At 44.1% G+C, this 21834-nt stretch carries 19 protein-coding genes and 1 pseudogene; 7 read left to right on the plus strand and 13 right to left on the minus strand.

The features are described 5' to 3' along the window. Nucleotides 1-123 precede the first annotated feature (123 nt). The 3 genes and pseudogenes from M917_RS14610 to M917_RS13380 form a co-directional block, all read right to left on the minus strand. A pseudogene (locus M917_RS14610) lies at nt 124-234 on the minus strand (hypothetical protein); the annotation flags it as partial. Nucleotides 235-289: 55 nt separating this feature from the next. Next, nucleotides 290-964, minus strand: coding sequence for an NYN domain-containing protein (locus M917_RS13375; RefSeq protein WP_021815417.1), 675 nt, complete (start codon nt 962-964; stop codon nt 290-292). Nucleotides 965-1152: 188 nt separating this feature from the next. After that, the gene (locus tag M917_RS13380; RefSeq protein WP_021815418.1) at nt 1153-4122 is read right to left on the minus strand and encodes a valine--tRNA ligase; all 2970 of its coding nucleotides are present in this window, start codon (nt 4120-4122) and stop codon (nt 1153-1155) included. 289 nt (nt 4123-4411) lie between these two features. Between M917_RS13380 and M917_RS13385 the strand changes: the two genes are divergently transcribed. After that, nucleotides 4412-5509 carry a formate/nitrite transporter family protein gene (locus M917_RS13385; RefSeq protein ID WP_040642882.1) on the plus strand — a complete coding sequence of 366 codons (1098 nt, stop codon included), beginning with the start codon at nt 4412-4414 and terminating at the stop codon, nt 5507-5509. 130 nt (nt 5510-5639) lie between these two features. On the opposite strand, the gene M917_RS13390 is transcribed toward M917_RS13385, so the two are convergent. The 6 genes from M917_RS13390 to M917_RS13415 form a co-directional block, all read right to left on the minus strand. Further along, a complete protein-coding gene (locus M917_RS13390) occupies nt 5640-6575 on the minus strand; it encodes a bile acid:sodium symporter family protein (protein ID WP_227500840.1) in 936 nt (311 codons plus the stop codon). 339 nt (nt 6576-6914) lie between these two features. Continuing rightward, nucleotides 6915-7418, minus strand: coding sequence for a YbjQ family protein (locus tag M917_RS13395; protein ID WP_021815421.1), 504 nt, complete (start codon nt 7416-7418; stop codon nt 6915-6917). Nucleotides 7419-7467: 49 nt separating this feature from the next. Beyond that, on the minus strand, nt 7468-7914 hold the full coding sequence (locus M917_RS13400) for a YbjQ family protein (protein WP_021815422.1): 447 nt from the start codon (nt 7912-7914) through the stop codon (nt 7468-7470). A gap of 106 nt (nt 7915-8020) precedes the next feature. Further along, entirely contained in the window at nt 8021-8578 is a 558-nt protein-coding gene (locus M917_RS13405) for a YecA/YgfB family protein (protein ID WP_021815423.1), read from the minus strand. A gap of 278 nt (nt 8579-8856) precedes the next feature. Continuing rightward, a complete protein-coding gene (locus M917_RS13410; RefSeq protein WP_021815424.1) occupies nt 8857-9090 on the minus strand; it encodes a PA3496 family putative envelope integrity protein in 234 nt (77 codons plus the stop codon). 184 nt (nt 9091-9274) lie between these two features. Then, the gene (locus M917_RS13415) at nt 9275-10738 is read right to left on the minus strand and encodes a hypothetical protein (RefSeq protein ID WP_021815425.1); all 1464 of its coding nucleotides are present in this window, start codon (nt 10736-10738) and stop codon (nt 9275-9277) included. A gap of 425 nt (nt 10739-11163) precedes the next feature. Here M917_RS13415 and serB point away from each other — a divergent pair, with 425 nt between their 5' ends. From serB to hemJ, 6 genes are all read left to right on the plus strand, one after another. Continuing rightward, nucleotides 11164-12345 (plus strand): phosphoserine phosphatase SerB, encoded by a 1182-nt coding sequence (gene serB / locus M917_RS13420; protein WP_021815427.1) that lies wholly within the window; start codon nt 11164-11166, stop codon nt 12343-12345. A 107-nt stretch (nt 12346-12452) separates the two neighbouring features. Further along, a complete protein-coding gene (locus M917_RS13425; RefSeq protein ID WP_021815428.1) occupies nt 12453-13442 on the plus strand; it encodes a DUF368 domain-containing protein in 990 nt (329 codons plus the stop codon). Nucleotides 13443-13772: 330 nt separating this feature from the next. Beyond that, complete coding sequence (gene aciT / locus M917_RS13430) at nt 13773-14174, plus strand: AciT family ciprofloxacin tolerance protein (protein WP_021815429.1); 402 nt, start codon at nt 13773-13775, stop codon at nt 14172-14174. A gap of 305 nt (nt 14175-14479) precedes the next feature. After that, a complete protein-coding gene (locus tag M917_RS13435; protein ID WP_021815430.1) occupies nt 14480-14986 on the plus strand; it encodes an SCP2 sterol-binding domain-containing protein in 507 nt (168 codons plus the stop codon). Nucleotides 14987-15280: 294 nt separating this feature from the next. Further along, complete coding sequence (gene bioB, locus M917_RS13440; RefSeq protein ID WP_200861777.1) at nt 15281-16333, plus strand: biotin synthase BioB; 1053 nt, start codon at nt 15281-15283, stop codon at nt 16331-16333. A 104-nt stretch (nt 16334-16437) separates the two neighbouring features. Further along, nucleotides 16438-16872 (plus strand): protoporphyrinogen oxidase HemJ, encoded by a 435-nt coding sequence (gene hemJ, locus M917_RS13445; protein WP_021815432.1) that lies wholly within the window; start codon nt 16438-16440, stop codon nt 16870-16872. Between the two features lie 167 nt (nt 16873-17039). On the opposite strand, the gene M917_RS13450 is transcribed toward hemJ, so the two are convergent. The 4 genes from M917_RS13450 to M917_RS13465 form a co-directional block, all read right to left on the minus strand. Further along, the gene (locus tag M917_RS13450) at nt 17040-17849 is read right to left on the minus strand and encodes a hypothetical protein (protein WP_021815433.1); all 810 of its coding nucleotides are present in this window, start codon (nt 17847-17849) and stop codon (nt 17040-17042) included. Between the two features lie 256 nt (nt 17850-18105). Beyond that, the gene (locus tag M917_RS13455) at nt 18106-18609 is read right to left on the minus strand and encodes a hypothetical protein (protein ID WP_021815434.1); all 504 of its coding nucleotides are present in this window, start codon (nt 18607-18609) and stop codon (nt 18106-18108) included. A gap of 117 nt (nt 18610-18726) precedes the next feature. Next, the gene (rph, locus tag M917_RS13460; RefSeq protein WP_021815435.1) at nt 18727-19443 is read right to left on the minus strand and encodes a ribonuclease PH; all 717 of its coding nucleotides are present in this window, start codon (nt 19441-19443) and stop codon (nt 18727-18729) included. A 263-nt stretch (nt 19444-19706) separates the two neighbouring features. After that, entirely contained in the window at nt 19707-21404 is a 1698-nt protein-coding gene (locus M917_RS13465; RefSeq protein ID WP_040642886.1) for an AMP-binding protein, read from the minus strand. Nucleotides 21405-21834 lie beyond the last annotated feature (430 nt).

Here is a 21834-nt window from a genome sequence, read left to right on the forward strand (position 1 = left end):
TAGCACACAAATATTCAGTTTTTTCAGACCTAAGAATTAATTAGTTAACTAACCAGTAGATAATAAAAAACGCCATCACAGTCGTGACAGCGTTCTTTGCTAATACAGATATCTACTTTTAAATTACAACGCCTTTAACTGCTCCATCTGCACCGTCAACTGCCCTTTTAGCTCAGCCAGTTTCGCCTTCTCAGCATCGACCACTTCCGCAGATGCTTTACTGACACAGCCTTCATTGCCTAGCCTTTAGTTGTTTTGGTTATGAAATAAGTCATAAAAAATACAAGATTTACCAATACTCAGGCTTTAGAATTGGTTTTTTTGCGGTAGGCACTTTATCAGGCAGATGACTGTCTGCTAGCTCATCATCGGTAATATACGAGCGCGTCCAGTCTGCATATTTGCTTAGCCTCTCATTCTGTGGGCGACGACTATTAGAACGTATGGGAATGATGATACCAATAATAATTGTATCTCCCATATCTTCTCGTAGTGCTTTAAGCGCTGGCTCAATATCGGTATCATTGGTGACAAAGACCACTTGCTCTGCCTTGTTCTGTATCGCATCTCGGTAAGCGGTCAATGTGATATTAACATCAGTTTGCTTTTCCTCCAGACGCCATACTTCAACACGGTCACTTTTATCAGGTGGTTGTTTGTATCTGAGCAAGTTACCCTTCTCTAGCGCATAATACCCTTTTATAATTTTCACGTTATTAGGATACATTTTTTGCAATGCCCTATGATAGGATTGCTGAGCGTTTTGGGCGGCTTCTCCTTGCGTTGATATTTTCGACTTAATATCTGCGGTAAAAAAGTAGACAGTCTCAATCACCGCATTTGGATCTTGTGCATGAATAATACGATTTGCAAATAGATGATATAAGTCCAACCATTTATCATCACTGTGCTTTAGACAGCCATAAAACAGGTTATAGCCATCAATATATACATTGGTTTTCAAGTTTAATCGCCTAACTTTTTTGTCGATATAAAAAAACCGCTACAGCATGACACTGTAACGGTTTTTTGCCCTATGCAAGCTAAAAACTTAATTTTAGATACTAAGGGTGAGTTGTAATTTCATTATAGCTACCCGAAAGGTATTATGCAAATATACTTAGCAACTTTATTAGCAATAAAATTACCCAGTTATAACGCCTTCAACTCTTCCATCTGCGCCGTCATCGCCGCAAGCTGCCCTTCTAGCTCAGCCAGTTTCGCCTTCTCAGCATCGACCACGTCCGCAGGCGCTTTACTCACAAAGCCTTCATTACCGAGCTTACGCGCGATACCATCGGCCTGCTTTTGTATCTTTTCATGCGCTTTGCCCAGACGTGCCAGCTCAGCCGTTGGATCGATCAGACCTTTCATTGGTACGAGTACACGCAGCTGACCGACCATACTTGATGACGACAGTGGCACCTCATCGCCCTCTTTGACGATCTCTAAGCTCTCGACTTTGGCAAGCGCTTTGAACTGGTTTTTGATACGTGATAGACGCGCTTCTTCATCGCTAGAGACATTTTGTAATAGCACTGGCAGACGTACCGCGTTACCCAGTTTCATCTCACCACGGATGTTACGGACACTCGCGATCAGCTCTTGTAGCCATGCCATATCCGCCTCAACCTGCTCACTGATCTGGCTGTCATCGGTTTGTGGATAGTCAGCGATCACGATGCTATCGGTATCTTTACGACCGAGTAGCGGCGCGATGGTCTGCCAGATTTGCTCAGTCAGATACGGCATGATTGGATGGGTGAAGCGTAGTGCCGTCTCGAGCACGTGCAGCAGTACATAGCGGATTTGCGCTTTGCGCTCATCCGATACCGAGTCATCATTTAGGCTGGCTTTGGCAAGCTCAACGTACCAGTCACAGTACTCGTTCCAGATAAACTCATAGATATCTTGACTGACCATATCTAGACGATACTGAGCGAAATGCTGATGAATGTCTTTGATACTAGAGTTAAGACGACTCATGATCCATTTTTCTGGTAATTCCCAAACGTCAGGGTTTGCCGCTTGGTCGATAGGCTTGGCATTGCTGTCACCATCGACACAGTTCATGAGGACAAAACGGCTGGCATTCCAGATTTTATTACAAAAGTTACGATAGCCCTCGACCCGCTTTAGGTCAAAGTTGATATCGCGGCCGGTACTGGCTAATGAGGTAAAAGTAAAGCGCAATGCGTCCGTACCGTAAGCTGGGATGCCTTCTGGGAACTCTTTACGCGTTTGCTTTTCGATCTTGGCCGCGTCTTTTGGGTTCATCATGTTGCTGGTGCGTTTTTCGACCAGCGCTTCTAGCTCAATACCGTCGATGAGATCAATCGGATCTAAGACGTTGCCTTTTGATTTTGACATTTTTTGACCGTTGCCATCACGTACCAGACCATGCACATAGACGGTCTTAAAAGGTACTTGCGGCGTGCCATCTTCGTTTTTCACGAAGTGCATGGTCATCATGATCATGCGTGCAACCCAAAAGAAGATAATGTCAAAACCTGTCACGAGCACGCTGGTTGGGTGGAAGGTGTCCATCACGCGTGGATCAGCATTCACGTCCGCCCAGTCAAGCGTACTAAATGTCCATAGACCAGAGCTGAACCACGTATCGAGCACGTCATTATCTTGGCGCAATTTCACATCGTCGCTGAGACTGTACTTAGTGCGCACTTCCGCTTCATCACGCGCCACGTAGATCTCACCAGTGGCATCGTCATACCATGCAGGGATACGATGACCCCACCACAGCTGACGGCTGATGCACCAGTCTTGTAGATCGGTCATCCACGCCATATACATGTTTTTGTACTGCGCAGGGACGAACTCAATGCTGCCGTCTTCTACGGCATCAATCGCAGGCTTGGCAAGCTCTTTGACCGCGACATACCACTGATCGGTCAACCACGGCTCAACGATCGTACCGCCACGCTCAGCACGCGGGGCTTTGAGGGCGTAGTCTTCGATGTCTTCTAGCCAGCCCTGATCCCTTGCTTGCTCAACAAGGAGTTTACGCGCGACAAAACGCTCAAGTCCTGCATAGCTGTTACCTAAATGGTCGCTCGGCGTAGTTTCTAACTCTGGCTCACGGGTTTGCAGGTCAGGATAGACTTCCATGGCTGGTAAGATATTGGCGTGTTCATCGAGGATATTAATCAACGGTAAGTTATGACGACGACCCAATTCATAATCGTTAAAGTCGTGTGCTGGGGTGATTTTCACGCAACCCGTACCGAAGTCTTTTTCAACGTAGTCATCAGCGACGATAGGGACAACACGACCAGTGATTGGCAAGGTAATGGTTTTGCCGACCAAATGCGCGTAACGCTCATCGCTAGGATTAACTGCAACAGCAGTATCACCGAGCAAGGTTTCAGGGCGCGTGGTGGCTACGACCAGATAGTTTTTGCCATCTTGAGTCATCAGGTCTTTGTCAGTGAAATGATAGCGGAAATGCCACAGGCTACCTTTTTCATCATGGTTTTCTACTTCTAAATCAGACAATGCGGTTTGGAACTTAGGGTCCCAGTTCACCAAACGCTTACCGCGGTAGACCAAACCGTCATCGAATAGACGAACGAATACTTCTTTGACCGCATTGGACAGACCGTCATCCATGGTAAAGCGCTCACGTGACCAATCAACCGAGCTGCCCAAACGGCGAATTTGGCTGGTGATATTGCCGCCCGACTCTTCTTTCCATTCCCACACTTTATCGATAAAATCTGCACGCGTCATGTCACGGCGCTTGATGCCTTGCGCCTCCAAACGACGCTCAACAACCATTTGCGTGGCAATACCTGCGTGATCCGTACCCGGCTGCCACAGCGTATTGTCGCCATCCATGCGGTGATAACGTGTGAGCGCATCCATGATCGCATTGTTAAACCCATGTCCCATATGCAGTGAGCCGGTGACATTGGGCGGTGGCAGCGCAATAGAAAACGACTCGTCTTTGTCAAAGCTTGGTTTGAAATAACCACTTTCTTCCCAACCTTGATACATGCCTTCTTCAACTTCCGCAGGGTTGTAGGCGTTTTCTAGTTGATTCAAAGCCGCTTGAATCGATTGGGTTAGGTTGGTTTTGGTATTTGTGCTTTCAGGATTGCTCATAATGAAATGGTCTTTTGTTAATAATGAATGTGGTCAAACACATAAGTGAATAAATGAGGAAAATGATTAATAGCGTGATTTTAACGCAGATGGCCAGATTTTGTTAGAGGTTAAGGCAATTTATCAGGCTGGAAAAACGGTATGGAATAATTAATAACCCCAATAGGCTAAATCTTCAACAGAACATAGCTGAGCCATGCGATAAAATATTAGCTATGCGATGAAATACAGACAATACCTTTGTATCGAAAAGTATTCAAATCACCCTCTGACCAACAGCGAGCCGACCGTGTCCCAAGATACCGAGCATAAAAACAACTCTCAGTCTGATACTATAGTGGACAAGCGGCTCATGACTGATGCTGACAATCGTGAGTGTAGCGCTAAAGATGGACTTGCAGATAACGAGAACGATCGACGAAACATATCAAACAGCAACAGCGCCACTCTAGGCAGCATTGATACAACTGAGACTTTAAAAGACGAGGATTTTTCTGAAGAGATCAGCCAACAAGACCGAGAGACCATCAAGAAGGTCGCCAATGATGACAATATGAGTCAAGCAAAAAGCTACGCCAGCATTTTGGTTGAGCAAGTAATGGATGCCAAAGAGACGTTTGAGCGCTCGCTTGGGTCACTATTTACCAGTGCCTTTACAGCAGGGCTTGAGATTGGTATCAGCTTCTTTATGATTCTGTCCGCTTTTGCGCTGCTCAGTGGCGTATTGCCCAGCCACTACGCGCTTGTACTCGCCTCTTTGCTTTATCCGATTGGCTTCATCGTCGTGGTCATTGGTCAGTCGCTATTATTTACCGAGCAAACCTCCCTTTTGAGCCTGCCTGTCCTCAATGGCATCGAACCTTTAACCAAACTGCTGCGTCTTTGGGGCATTGTCATCGCGGGCAACATCGTCGGTGGTTGTTTATTTGCCGCTTTGATGGTGGGTTTGGGCTTAAACATGCAGCTGTTTAGCGCGAGTGATATTGACGCTTATGCCGAGCATATTTTGGGATTTAGGTGGTGGGTGATATTTGGTAGCGCCATATTGGCAGGTTGGATGATGGGCATGACTGCATGGCTTGTCACCTCGGCACGCGACACACTGAGCCGTATCGTTTTGGTCAGCCTGATTACGGGTAGTATTGGCTTTTTGGGTTTGCATCACAGTATCGTTGGCAATATCGAGATATTTTCGGCTCTGCTATATGGTAATACGGTCAGTTTTTGGCGTTACTTATTGTTTTTGGCAGTGGTATTGATAGGCAACACCATAGGCGGTGTGGTGTTCGTCGCGGTACTCAAAAACCGTACCTTTTTATTTGAAATCAGAAAAGTAAAAGAGCAAACAGCAGAGACAAAAACGAAAATAGATGATTCTCGTCTTTAGTATTTCACGATACAGTCGCTAGCAATAAACGCACCTGTATCCCAAAACAAGCGTAAAACCTTAAACTTGTTCTGGGAGTTCCTGCTTAAACGATTTATCTCAATAGTTTACTTATTTTACTCACATGTACCTAAAGTCTACGCGCGGCCAAAATACCACTTTCCACTTCAGATTTTTTTAGCTTATTATACTTGGCGCTGAAAACCCTGACTAGAATACCTGCGGTTAAGAACATGATTAGCGTATAAATGGCGGGCATCAATGACATTTTATAATTGGCCAATAACGTCAGTGCCATGAAAATCGACAACGTGCTGTTTTGTAAGCCGACTTCTAATGTCACTGAGGCTCTTTGTGCTAAGTTCAACCCAAACCATTTACTGCTGTAATAACCAAGCGCCATGGTTGAAACATTCAATAATAAAGAGACCGGCCCTGTGGCCAAAAAGGCCTCAACGATGATGTCTCTTTGCACATAACTCAAAAAAGCCACCAAAAAGGCCAGAAATATAACGCCAAATCTAGACACATATCGTTGTGAGTTGTCCGCGACCCTAGGTGCAAAGCGTTTGATCAACATGCCCACACTGATAGGTATGATCGTCAGCAAGACCAAGGTAAGCACCGTCTTTAAGACGGGCAATTGAAACTCGCTCCCTGCCCCCATAAAGTGAATCAATGAAAAACTCAGAACGACAGGGATACTAAATACCGTGATAACACTGGCAATCGCCGTCATAGTAACCGATAGCGCCACATCACCTTTGGCAAGATACGTAAATAAGTTGGAAGTTGTGCCGCCTGGACATAAGACCAGTAACATAACGCCGACAGCATATTCAGGCTCTAGCGGCATGATATTTGCCAACGTAAAACCAATAATAGGCAACAGTAATAGCTGATTGGTCAAGCCAATACCAACGGCTTTTGGGTATTTTAGAACGCGTTTAAAATCGTTTGCGACGAGGGTCAGACCCATACCCATCATGATTAAAAATAGGCAAATGGGAATGACAACTGAATTTACTAACGTGACTATCTCAAGACTTTCCATAGCTACATCCATGTAGATAAGACCCTTCTTTGGGTCGATTTATGACAATGCCGTGATGCTTAATCAGCCAATCCTGCTGATTATTTTAGGTAAAAGCCATCAACGTCATCAGCGTTTTTGTGTGATGCTTTTTTGTACCATCCAATATTTTTTATCATCCGATGTCTTGTACCGTACTATTTTCGCAGGACAACGAGGTACACGTCCCACCATAATTTTGGAACAAGGAAAGTCAGTATATCGTTGTGAAAGTCTCTTTATTTGCTTTATTCAACTACTCGCCAGTCAAATATGAAATATTGTCTTGTAAAATACGTAAAGAATATGCGGGTGAACATTTAAGCAGAAGGTCTAAATAGAGGATTTGGAATGAGCTATAGCAGAGCCAGCACTGTCGATACTGATGACCGCTGTGCCATAAGCAATGGCTTCTACCATGCTACCCAATTGGTTGATATTAGTAACCTCAAGGCGTACGCCATAGATATGCGTGTATCCTTTAGCGTTGGCCTCAGTACGCATACGCACGATAGCCTCACGGCGAGCACGATCTAACAATGTCTCATAAGTGGTTAAGTTTTTGCCAAACAAACTTAATACCCGAGCGATAATCATTTTAAAATAATCTTGGGCAATGACAACGCTGCCCAGTACCAATTCGCCCTCGCTATTAGCCGCAAGTTTGGGGCGATAAAAACGCTCGCTTGAGACAATAATATGACCCAGCTCTTGCTCTGCAACGCGCAGCTGCGCTAAATGCTGACGCTCATGACGCGACCCAAAAAACCAACCAGCGGCGAATAATAAAACAAACGGCGCATAGTTGATAAGAAATTGAGTGAGGGAGTTATTCATGGCACGTCTCTTATCATAAAAAAGCATCAATGCTTTGAAATTCGGTTAATTAACCAAAAGGATTGAAACGTGGCAAATCATCAGTCGGCACAGGCGCTGGGGTTTGAGTCGGCGGGTACTGGTCAGATTGTTGATGACCATTCGTTGGCGGATTTTGATAAGACTGCGGTTGCATAGGGATAGCTTTGACAGCCGTACCATAAACAAACAGCTCAGAAGCGCCTTGCGCAATGCTAGAGGTCGAAAAGCGCAGACCAACGACGGCATCCGCGCCGAGTGCTTCGGCTTTGACAATCATCCGATCTATTGCTTCTTGACGCGACTCTTCTAGCAGCTCGGTATAAGCCGTCAACTCACCACCGACGATGTTTTTTAGGCCAGCAAACAAGTCTTTGCCGACATGCTTTGAGCGCACGGTACTGCCATACACCACATCGAGGCGCTCGGTGATTTGATAGTTAGGCAAGTGCTCAAGGTTGGAGAGTTGCACAGTCATAGTACGCCCTTGTCGGTGACTTAATAGGATGATTCAAAAAGCGTTAAACAGCGCGCTCATAACGAACCAAATGGGGATCAGTCAGCGCCGCTCATCAGTTCAGTGGCTAATCATTGGTATGAAACAACAAAAACAATTCTGTCAAATTGCCTTCAATGCTATTGGCCATTTGCACCAATTTATCTTCATCTTTACGCATCTCAGCAAGCTCTGGATCTTCATCATCAATACCGCTCAATACAATCATCGGCAAGGTCAATACTGCCACATCTTCTGCGGTTTCTTCATCTTCAAACCAATCGCTGGCTTCATCACCATACATCGCATCTACAAAACCGATCGACCAAGCGACGATATCCGACTCATCTGAAAAATCGACCGCCACCTCTTCGTCACCCGCATCTTCACCAAACGGCAATTCAATAGGCGTCTCGTTTTTTAGCTCAGCCATAATAGAATCGCGCCAGCGCTTGATACCATCGATGACATTGTCTGGAATCTCACTAACATGACCTTCAAACAGTGCATCCATCCAGTTGGGCAACGGACGCCCAATCACAGTGGCTGTCAAAAAGCCGTGAGCGGCAACACTATCAAGCACAAACTGGCTCTCTTGATTGTCCAAATAGTCTAGTAATTCATCGAAACTTAATGGGTTACTCATATTGTTATTGTCCTTGAGAGAGTGCGTCACTCACCACAAACGATTGGTTAAATGCCGTATAGCGGATAATCTGAAAATAAAGGTCATTTGGACAAAACAGCCAAACAACCGTTATAAAATAAGAACGATTGAACAGAAGGGCTTGCTAGCAACCGTAAAAGTCACCAAACAAGATATCATTAGCTTAACACAATCCAATAAATATCTATCAATAAAGAGCTTTAGTCGGCTCAAACACTTTAGCCTCTATAACCCCTATTATAAGTTAACGCTAACCACTAAAGATCATCATCCCAGTCATCGCCATCTTCGTCGAAGTTATCGATATCATCTAGATCATCTTTTAGCTCTTTGGCCAGACGTTTTTCTTCTAACAAATTGTCGATTAATCGACGTTTCTCAAGGCTGCTCAAGCGTGTACGCACACTTGTTTCGGCCTCTTCTACCATCTTTGCATCATCATCGTCGACAAAATCGTCATCAAAATCATCGTCAATATCAGCGTCACTCATGAAAAACTCCTGTCGTTTTTGGCAAAGGGATTAATAATACATCAATATATATATGCCTTATAAAGTCTCTATTGAGCGTTGTCAATCCTTTTTATCACGGTAAGAGGTTTTGTGTTCAATACCAAAAAAACAATATGGACAATATAACAGACAATTGTATATAAATAATTGAAAATAAGTAGGGTTAACTGGGTGACTCTTGCTCATTTTCAATCATTAACACGGCATTACGAACGTCTGCCAAACGCTGAATCATTGCGTCATTACCGCCATCGAATATCGCACATTCGCGTTCATAGACAGTCGTTGGGCGCATGATGCTCTGCACTTGTACATGGTGACTGATTTGCTTGAGACCTGCATTCGGCAATAAAATCAGCATTTGCTCTTTTTTGCCGATACTGTCTAGCAATTGAGTCATTACCTCTGATTGTGCATCATCGCTGACGCCCGCTTTTGCCGGTAGCGCAAAGCGTGAGAGTTCGATGTGTTTATCGTGGATGATTTTATTCAGCATTAAATATAATTTGCCAAGCATCACGCCTGCTAACGCGACTTTTGCATGGCTATTGTCCGCTTTTAACAACACGCTAGCACCACTGCCCTCAAAGCGTGGTTCATTCATCACACTCACACCCAGCAACAAGGGTTGCTTAAAGAGCTCGGTGACGGCTTGGTTTAATAGCTGTGTACATAATGCCAAATAAGGTAAGCGCTGAGCGGGTGCGAGACGCTCAAGCATATTAAATTCGTCATGGAACACAATGTGCACTCTGACACTGTCAAATGACCGTGTGGCGGACAATCTAGGAGCGCTATTAGGCTTTTGGTTACTACTGTTAGCACCGCTTATTTGATCTTGTTGACGATCCGCTGCTCGCACGTCAGCCGCATCTTCGTCAGTGCTGGCAACAACACCTGTAGCATCACTCGCTACCGTTTGATGCTGCTGTGCTCTTAAATATTGATTGACTTCATTATGGACATCAAGCTTACGTACATGAGATGAATCGTCGCCCGTCTTATGCTCAGAGGAGTTGCCAGTGCTTGCACTATTTATGGAGTCGGTTGAACGGCTTTCATGATCGTAGCGGCGTTGATCGATTTGCTGATACTGCTCACGATGCAAATCTTGAATCTCGCGGCTTAAGGCATTGATTTGCTCTTTGGTTGGGCGAGCAAGGTAGCCATAAATGAACCACAGTAATAAATGCAGTAGCATGGTGCCAATCACAAACGGCCACTGCATGGCGATAATCTCACCTTTGCTCACATCCTTCAAAGTCAAGGCTACGCTGCCGATTACGGCATCGCCTTTGGTTGCAATTTGACGAATGGTCTCGCCTTGCTGCATAGGTGCATTACCAACAGGCACCAAAATTTCATCATTGTTGTCTTTAATCAAAATCCGTGTGACGTCTTGTTCGCTGGTATAGCGATTGGCAATAACGCTGAGACTGACACGGTCTTTGTTTTCTAGAGACAACCTTGCTTCATCAATCAGCTGGGCGACCATCTGCTCGCCTTTTAACGCACGACTTTCGCTCAGCTGCTGATCTGTACTAATGACCAATAGCAGAGTTTGCAAACAAAAACTAACCAGAAGAATAATGGCAAACAACCCTTGCCGCGGCGCTAAATACGTCATGATATGGTAAACTTTTTTAGATAAAAGAAATTAAAAAACAAGGCTATGGCTCATTTTTTGGCTAAGTTAAAAAAAACGGTACTACAAAACGGTTATTCAAAAGACAACTACTTAACATAAGCGGACGCATTTTGGGATGCTGCGAAAAATTCATACCAGTAGCACGGCATCTTTTTAAATTGGCTCGACCACTGACACCCTTCATCTCCTCAGCCCATTCTCTCCACTATATCACCATAATAAACCTTGTAGCGTTAGCAACTTTATAAATTTATCACAATAAAGCTATTCAATTTTATCTGCTTTTTGAGTGACAATAGCGGTTTTTAGTGAACCATGATACTTTGCGTGTCCTCTATAGGCGCTGCCCAGTAAAACTGGTATTATTCCTAATCTTATATAAGCATACAAGGGACAATTGAGCCATGCCAAACAATACATCTTATTCGTTACCAAAAGACAGCAAAGCATGGCAACAAGCCGTCGATTCTATTGCGTCACTATTACCTGACGATACCAATTTGCAAGATTTTGATGCGCTACAGTCTCTGCCTGTTTTTGCCCTAATTGTCGTACTACCTAACAAAGTGTCAACGCTTGATATTCATCAATATGTGCAATCTTGGGTAGATGAGCAGCCAAGCTGGCATTTGGTCACTGTCACAGAAGATACCGATGCAAGCTTTGTCGATATCACCGTTGCGGATACAGAGCCCATGGCAGGAGGCGCACAGCGTCTGCCTTTTACGCAATCGCAAGTATTCCGCTATTTGCTGGTGCCAGTGACTGATACGCTCATGCATCCTGGCAAAAAAACCGCAGCCGCTCACATTATCGATGACCAGCTGACGACACGCTTACGTCGTGATTTAACCGAAGAATATAAAAACACCAACAGTGCCGACAAATTAGATGTCGTCGATTGTCATATTTTATCCGTCGGTCATATGTTACGCACTCATAAGCTTGCCTGCTTTGATATGGATTCAACCTTAATCGAACAAGAAGTCATCGTCGAGCTGGCCAAAACTGCAGGTATCGGTGAGGAAGTCGCAGCGATCACTGAAGCGGCAATGCGCGGTGAGATGGAATTCGATGAGTCATTCGCGCAGCGTGTGGCGTTATTAAAAGGTATCTCAACCGACGTGCTTGATGACATATGCAGTCGCTTAACACTATCAACAGGGGCTCGCACCACGATCAGTGCGCTAAAAGCATTGGGCTATCATACGGTGCTGGTATCAGGCGGCTTTACTTATTTTGCGCGTTATATCGCTGAGCAGTTGGGTATTGATGAAGTGCATGCCAACGCATTAGATATCGAAGAAGGTGAAGTGACCGGACATGTACAGTTGCCCATCATAAATGGTGCCAAAAAAGCCGCTATCGTCGAGCATACGGCTCAGCGTTTGGGGATTGAGATGTCACAAGTCGTTTGCATTGGTGATGGTGCCAATGATTTACCGATGATGACTATTGCTGATTTAGGCGTCGCTTACCGTGCCAAGCCAATCGTCCAAGCAAGAGCAGATGCGGCTGTCAATGTGACGGGGCTTGAGGGCACGCTTTATGCCCTTGGTTATCCATCGCTTGCGCCTACTCAGTAATCACTAAGCGCTCAAAATCAGAGTACAAACCAAAACATAAGCCAAATTACGTTTTGATCATTGGTATTAACCCTCAACACTTATTATTAGATAATGAAGGACTGTCCATGACGGTACCACAACCACCACTTCCAAACGAGCCGTCAGCGCCACAGCCATTGGATCAAGATACCACTCTTACGACGAGAGATACGCCAAAGCAGTTATTTGGTGTTTATATCAAAGGTATGGCCATGGGCGCAGCAGATATCGTGCCGGGCGTCTCTGGCGGTACCATTGCGCTGATTGCTGGTATTTATGAGCGCCTGATTAATGCGCTGAGTAGTATCGGCCCCAATCTTTGGCAAGTATTTCGGCAGCAAGGCGGTCTCAAAGGACTAATGGCTGTTTGGCGCCAAGTTGATGCGACATTTTTGCTGTTCCTGCTGCTAGGGATTGCCACCAGCTTTGCCACGCTAGCGGGTATCATCAAGTACCTGCTAGACAATGAGCCACTATTTATTTGGTCGTTCTTTTTTGGCTTGGTGGTCGCCACAGTCTTGATACTGTTGAGTGAAATTGAGCGCTGGAATATAGGACGGGCGGTACTATTCGCCGTTGGACTTGTCTTTGCAGTGATTGTTAGCAGCTTGCCTTTACTGACGGCCACGCCAAGTTTGCCGTATTTGTTTTTTGCAGGAGCAATAGCCATTTGTGCCATGATATTGCCCGGTATATCGGGGTCTTTTATCCTATTGCTATTGGGCGCTTACGACACGGTACTAGAAGCGGTACACACCCTCAATTTTTCGATCATCTTGACTGTCATGGCTGGCATGGTAACTGGGCTGTTGCTATTTACTCGCGCCCTTAAATGGTTGTTATCACGCTACTATCAAGCAACCTTGGCGTTACTGACAGGCTTTATCGCCGGTTCTTTGGTCAAAGTGTGGCCGTGGAAAGTAGACGCGTTAGGCGCTCTAAACAGTGAAGCAGTGACTAACGTGATGCCATGGCAATATCCTACTGGTCCGCATTGGTTAATCACAATTGGCCTGATGCTACTGGGTGCCGTTCTGGTATCGTTGTTGTCTTGGTGGGGCAACCGTCGCAGCTGATTTTATAAGAAGTATCCTTAAAGTATTTTTCTCAAAATCTCAGATACCATCAACCCCATATCAAATCAATATATAGCTAGCTCTGTACGACTGGGATAAATTTTAAAGAATATATCCCAGTCCGCCGACTCTTTTTATATCAACCTAACTATAAAAATCAGTGCCCAATCTTGCGGTACTTAGTCTCAAAATCTGTACTAAAAAATCCTCAAATACGCTAAAAAATCAAACGTCAACGGTTGTCGCAAAGTCGCCTCTCCCCCCTTTAGCTTTGTTCAGCAAGCTCTCATAATAGCCTTATTGGAATTCACCTTATGAATAGCGAGATGAATGATGTTACTGACTATATTTTCTGTTATTGGTGTCGATACGTGGAGCAGTGCCACAGTGCTGGGTTATGGCTTACTGGCAGGCTTGGTGGTGGCACTCGCGTTATCATCACAACGTTGGCTGCTTTGGTACTTATTCGGTGGTATGGCATATTGGCTAGCGGTCGAAGCCATCCAATACGTACTAGCAAATCGTCCTATGCTGTCAGCTTTATCGGAGTGGCATCGCTATGTCATTGCCATGGGTATCAGTTGGTTGCCGCTGTTGGGTTGGGTATTGTATCGGGCACTTCGTTATGAGGATGTCAGTAAATCAGTGCAGCAGCAGCGCGCATTGGAAGCTGCACGTTATATCGAACATACCCCTGTCTATGACGACGATTATCAGCCACGCTTTCATTAATCTATACTCGATATTAAATAAAATAGATACATGACGCAGGACTGGAATGAATTTTTCTTGCTTGCTGTGCCTACGCAGCTCGATGCTGCAAAAAATTTATTCCAGTCCTGCTGTATTCTTTTTATATTGATCTGACTATATGGTAATTACGCTTATTTGTTGCAATGTTACAAGATACTTAACGCTCTCTACGTAACTACTAAAGAATTGAGACTTATTAATCGTTTATAATCTATTTATATATTTGTCACAAAAATTGTTATAAAGTACGCGTTATTTTGCGTCTCATTTTTAGGAGTTCAATTATGTTTACTGTTCCTGTACTAGATATTAAGTCTGATCCGTTAGACGTGCTATTGGCTGTGATTGGTTACCGCTTGTCTATGCTTGCTGATAGCGAAAATGAAGACGTGAAAGCGCTATTCGCTGATCGTCAAGTTACAATCGAGATTGCTAGTACTGAATCTGGTATTGCACGTTATTTCAACTTTGATAATGGCGAGTTTAGTCAGCATAGCGGCCATGCCGAAAAAGCCGACCTTACTATCAACTTTAAAGACTCTATGACGGGTGTGAAGCTATTAACCAAAGGCGATCTTCCTGCCTTTATGACTGCCGTACAAGAAGGTAATCTGAGCATTGAGGGCGATTATAGCTTAATGATGTGGTTTAATAAGCTGGCCAAACACATCGTACCAACGATCCCTGATGAATATCAACCATATTTCCAAAAAGCCAAACCATACGCTTATAAAGCACAGAAATTTGCCAACCATTGGATTGGTGTCGCCAAGCACAAACTGGGTAAATAAACCCAGTCTAATGATTGAATAGCTATAAATACTATATCCTAGTGTTCTGACTTTCCAAAAAGGTTGCGTTATACTATACCGCAACCTTTTTATTATCTTAAAAATGACAATAGACCAAAGTATTTGGATTTATCTGATACCGTTTAATATTATTGTAAAAGGACTTATATCATGGCAGGATTACTTAGCATCTCAGAACCTAACGCCAGTAACCCCACTGACTCATCTGATAATCAAATTATTAATCAAAATAACACCAACAATGATTTTTTGGCCAGCCTAACAACAGACATTATGAATACAGATCAACAAACCACCAGTACATACAGCCGTGAAGATATCGCCCAACTGTTTGACTTGCCTTTGATGGATTTGTTATTAAAAGCGCAAACGATTCATCGAGCGCATTTTACTGCCAACGAAGTTCAAATCAGCACTTTGCTATCTATTAAAACCGGCAACTGCCCTGAAGATTGTGGCTACTGTTCACAATCGGGCCATCACCGCGATACCACCAAATTGCAGGCAGAAAAACGTTTAGAGATTGACAAAGTAATTGCTGCCGCTAAACGTGCCAAAGCCACTGGTTCATCACGTTTTTGTATGGGAGCGGCGTGGAAACATCCGAGCGCTAAAGACATGCCCTATGTGGTTGAGCTGGTCAAAGAAGTGAAGGCGTTAGGGCTTGAAACTTGTATGACGCTTGGAATGCTTGACACTGAGCAAGCGACTCAGCTGGCAGATGCAGGACTGGATTATTACAATCACAATCTAGATACCTCGCGCAGTTATTATGAGCAAGTGGTCAGTACGCGTAGCTATGATGAGCGTTTAGACACAATTACCAATGTCCGCAACTCAGGCATCAATGTTTGTAGTGGTAATATCGTGGGCATGGGCGAAAGTCGCGACGATCGTATTGATTGGGTACATGAGTTGCTCAAAATGCCAAAAGCGCCTGAGTCTATCCCTGTCAATTTATTGGTTCCTATTGCAGGGACACCAATTGGAGATCGAGTGATTGCAGAGGGTCAGCTCTCCGTACTTGAGTGGATACGTACTATCGCTGTGACACGTATTTGCTGCCCGACCAGTTATGTTCGGCTGTCTGCTGGACGTGAAAGCTTATCCGACTCTGAGCAAGCATTGGCATTCATGGCAGGTGCCAATTCATTCTTTTATGGCGATAAGCTATTGACCACAGGCAATGCCAGTCAATCAGGTGACGACAGACTCATGCGTGAGCTTGGTCTAACAAAGCAGTTTGCTGCACCCAGAGCGCCTAAGCAAGTACCCGTCATGGATGCGATGAGCGGTCATCAATCGCAAGTGGTATTGGCAGAGTAGTTTTTGTACTTTGTATGACACTACTATTATTGGGTAATCTGCGCTAAGCTTGCCAGCATCATTTACTGCACTAATAAGCTGGAATACACACAAGAGAGACGATCATGCCAGATTATTTTAATTGGATTAAAGCGGCACACATTATCTCGATGGTCTGCTGGTTTGCGGCGATATTTTATTTGCCGCGCCTGTTCGTTTATCATGCGATGAGCGACGATAGCATCAGCCATGAGCGCTTTACCATTATGGAGCGCAAACTCTATCGCGGTATCATGACCCCAGCGATGATAGCCACATGGGTCTTTGGTCTGTGGATGTTGGGAATGGGCTGGGAGGTTTACAAAACCCAAGGCTGGTTACATGTTAAGCTGCTATTGGTAGTACTACTGTCTGGCTATCATGGTGCGTGTGGTTTTTACCGCAAAAAACTGATAGACAACCCGCATTATAAATCACATAAATTTTGGCGTTGGTTTAATGAAGTACCCGTTTTTGCGTTGGTTATTATTGTGATTTTAGCGGTGGTAAAACCCTTCTAAAACTTAATTAATTGATTTATATAGAGTACCACCCCAATTTGCAAAAAAAGCGTCCGTCACTGATAGAAGTGGCAGACGCTTTTTTATTTGCTATTCTTTCTCGTTAACTAAGTGACTATAGCTCTGATACTCACGCTTTTAGACATGCGGAATTTTTGGAATTGGTACTACACGCTAGGACGCATGATTTGATAAACATTGCTTAAATCATAAACCCGATAACGTGCGGGTTCACGTCGGTTTTGTCCAGCATAGCTCAGTATGAGCGCTTGCTTAGCACGCTCATCAACCCAGCCTACAAACAAGCCACTATGCTCAACACCATTATAGCCATGATTGATATAGTACAGCCAATCGCCCGCTTCAATCTCATCACTACTGGCATAAGGGCCTTGACCGTACGTGCCTTTATGAATGGTATCACGAGACACCCCTGCCCGTTTGAACACAGCATTAAGATAATCCCAGCAACCGCCTTGAACAATCGCACGCTCATTTAGCGTCATCTTACGTGCTGTACTGATTACCTCACGCACAGCCAGACTGCCTTGCATCTCGGCCGTGCTTAAGAGCGGTAAATGCTCACTGTCGACATTATCATAGTTACCGGACAAAAACGCTGGTAGCACCGCAGGTATTTGACGCTGTACCTCAGGATAACGATAAGCGGTATTAATCGTTGGCGAATTGCCATTACTGGTTATATTTGACACATTATTGTTTGAATAAACGGTATTGGTCGTTGTTTGAATATTGATAGGATTTGAGCGATGTGTGCCAGCACGTTGAATGGTAGAGCGAGTACTGACTTTGGCAGAGGGTACTGACGAGTTATAACGAATACTGGTATTAGACTGAGCAGATTTTTGAGCAATAAGTGCACTCATATTATCGGCATGGGCTTGACTTGTTAGGCCAAAAGTAAACAACAACAAACTGCACGACGCTGTAACTAACGACACGGTCGAACACGACATGACCAACTCCTTGTCAATAAGAGATAAATGACAAAATAAACAATGATATCAAGGAAGATTTTTCAATATTACTTATAAACTATTTAGACAGGCATCTGCAAGCATTATTACACTCAGATAGCCGATAGAAGGCATTAACATTAAGATAAATGGTTAAGACATGTTTGAACATTCGACCATGGTACTGACAGAGATTATTACATTGTCCTAAAATAACATAAGCGTTTTTAACACATATCACTTAATAGATAGTGAGCTAAGAATGGGGCTCATCATTGCCCATCTTAATATTCACATGGCGTTTGCTCAATGTCTGCCCTTGTAAGATAGCTTTGGTAGCGGTTGCTTCTTGGATACTTTCAAAGCCGCTGATATGGTATTTACGGTTATCATCACCGTCAACAATCTGTAACTGCTCGTCAATAAGATGAACTTTATCGCCATCAGCCAGATGGATATGCTCACGTTTGCCTTGATTGTCATGCACCAGCTCACCAACACGTACCCACAAGATGCCACTGCTAATGACACCTGTCATGGCTTTTTTGCGTTGTTGACGTTGCCGATTAAAAACAAAACTGCCAATGATAAGCAATGCCAGCGCACCAATAGCCAGACGTTCAGACAATAGACTCATTGCCAGCGCTACCGCCACTGCACTCACCAATAATGCTGACCCAAACCAAAACAAGCCATTGTCCGCCGCTTGTGGCTGACCCTGTAAAGTGATTTTGGCGCCATCATCAGTCAGCTTGAGCATACGTTAGTACCTATTACAAAAATTAGGGTGATTGTCTATGAAAAAACTGCCTATCAAGAGCTAACAGGCAGTTATTGGAACGAAAAATCGAGACAGCGTGCTGAAGATAAAAACAGATTACCAGCCAAGCGCGGTCTGTTGCATTTTAATCAATTCCGCAATGCCTTTTTCGGCAAGAATCAACATATCATCGGCTTGCGCACGAGTAAATGGCTTCTCTTCCGCTGTGCCTTGTAGCTCAATAAATTCACCTTTTTGGGTCATAACAACGTTCAAATCGGTATCACAGCTGGCATCTTCTTCATAGTTCAAATCTAGATACGCTTCACCATCTTTCATACCGACAGAAACAGCCGCAACCAAACCAATTAATGGATCTGCTTTCAGCTTTTTGGTTTTTTGGATGCTTTCTAACGCATCAATAAGCGCAATGGCCGCACCCGTTACACTAGCGGTACGAGTGCCGCCATCGGCTTGTAAGACATCACAATCAAGATAAATGGTATTTTCACCCAACTTACTTAAGTCAATCATGGCACGTAAACTACGACCGATTAAACGCTGAATTTCTTGGGTGCGACCTGATTGCTTGCCGCGTGCCGCTTCACGTTGATTACGAGTGTTGGTCGCCCGTGGTAACATGCCATATTCAGCAGTGATCCAACCTTTGCCTTTGCCTTTTAACCAGCGCGGTACGCCAGACTCAACACTAGCGGTACACAATACTTTGGTATCGCCAAAACTTACCAACACTGACCCTTCCGCATGCTTAGTGTAATGGCGCTCAAAGCTAATCGAGCGAAGTTGGTCGAGCTCACGATTGTCAATACGCATAAAAATTCCTAGTAAGATGTTTTAAAAGCAGTGTCATAAAAATAAGAGGTCTATGGCTATCGGCCTGACCAATCTATAGTCGGTGAAAAGTAATATCGATACAACACGTACTGCTGGTGCAAATAAAAGTAATCGAATACCTTAGCACACTTAAATATTGAGATATCCTAACGTGACAGCGGCGCAATAGCAAGATTCAGTCAAGCTATGACGCCGCTACGTAGCCATACAGCTGGCTTACCAAAGAAAGAATAACCGTAAAATTATTCTAGCCCTTCCATCTTACGCAATTCTTTACGTAGGATTTTGCCAACGTTCGATTTTGGTAATTCATCCACAAACTGTATATGGCGTGGACGCTTATAGCCCGTCAATTGCTTTTTACCAAAATCCAGCAGCTCTTGTTCTGTAACGTTGCCTTTTTTGACCACAAATAATTTTGGTTCTTCACCGCGCTCTTCATTGGGTACACCAATGGCACCGCACTCCGCTATGGCCGGATGCTCACTCATGGCTTCTTCGATCTCATTGGGATAGACGTTAAAACCAGAAACCAAAATCATGTCTTTTTTGCGGTCGACAATTTTGATAAAGCCTTTTTCGTCCATGATACCGATATCACCTGTTTTTAGGTAACCATTAGCCGTAAAACTTTCTGCCGTTTCTTTTGGACGATTTTGATAGCCAATCATGACCTGCGGCCCTTTGACACAAATCTCGCCACGATCACCTAGGGCGACTTCGTTTTCGTCATCATCGATTAGTATGATATCCGTGCTAGACGCAGGAATACCAATTTTATTGGTGAATTCAGCAATGGTCATTGGGTTAAACGCAACCACTGGTGAAGTCTCAGACAAACCATACCCTTCTACGATAGGCAGGCCTGTGATTTTATGCCATTCTTTAGCCACGCTCGGCAACACTGACATACCGCCACCAATTGAGGCTTTTAGGTTAGAAAAGTCTAAGTCCGCAAAACCTTCTTTATGCACCAAACCATTGAACAAGGTATTGACCGCAGGGATAAAAGAGGGTTTGTATTTGCCCATCTCTTTAATCAAACCATCAAGATCACGAGGGTTCGGGATGAGCAGACCAGCATAGCCTTGGTACATGCCATACATACCGCACACCATAAATGAGAAGACGTGATACAGTGGTAACGCGGTCAAAATAACGTCACTTGCATCCGCATCATCTTCAAACGCACTGTTCATCAGCGCGCTAATCTGCAACATATTGGCGACTAAATTACCGTGAGACAACATCGCGCCTTTAGCAACGCCTGTCGTACCGCCCGTGTATTGTAGCAAAGCCACATCGCTCAAATTCAAATCAGGGCGTTGATAATGGCTGGCTGATACCTCGCTTAATGCATGCTTAAAACTCACACTATTTGGCAAACTGTAAGCAGGAATCATTTTTTTGATATAGCGTGCGACAAGGTTAACCACGGGCCCTTTGATCGCTCCTAGCATATCCCCAATTTTACAAACGATGACATGCTTAACTTGACCTTTATCTTCTGCTTCTTGGTACGTTTTTGCAAAATTTTCTACAATGAATAAGGCTTTAGTGCCACTGTCATGCAGCTGATGCGATAACTCGCGGCTGGTATACAAAGGGTTGACGTTGACCAACACCATACCTGCGCGGATAACCCCCAAAGCAACCACTGGATACTGCAAAAGGTTTGGCATCATTACGCCAACTTTATCGCCCTTAGCCAATCCTAATGACTGCAAATAACTGGCAATCTGGCGACTGTATAAGTCTAATTGCTTAAAGCTAATGGACGCACCCATACAGATATAGGCTGTTTTTTGTCCATAACGGCTAAAATTGCGCTCAAACACATCAAGTAAAGAGGTATTGTCATCTGGCATATCGATAGTAGCGTCAATACCATAGCGCTCATAAGCACTCAACCATGGGCTGTCACTGGGTATCGTCGGCATAGTAGGAAATACATTGTCTTGATGAGCATTGTCTTGATGAGGATTGTCTTGATGAGCATTGTCTTGATGAGCACTGATTTTATGGGTACTATTTTCTTGGGTACTGTTTTCTTGAATACTATCAGACGCATTGCTTTTATTGCTAGTCGCAGCTTTATCGTTTGTCGTCTTTTTATCGATTGTGTCGGTCATAATTTTCCCTAAATGTTACCGTTAAAAACGTAGAATGATCTAATGAAAACACCATTATTTTTGTGAGTGGGCAATGACAGCAAAAACTTGTGAATAATAAACGTGGTAACATTCTAAGGTTTGTCATTCACAAGCTTTGTCAATCAAAGCGTCAGTTAAGCCAAGCATAATAGATGGCGTCATACTTCGGTAGCACCGAATCAAACATCTTTTTTCCATGACAGTTTTACCAGAATCA

Origin of the sequence: Psychrobacter aquaticus CMS 56 (assembly GCF_000471625.1) — a bacterium.
Taxonomy (GTDB): Bacteria; Pseudomonadota; Gammaproteobacteria; order Pseudomonadales; family Moraxellaceae; genus Psychrobacter; species Psychrobacter aquaticus.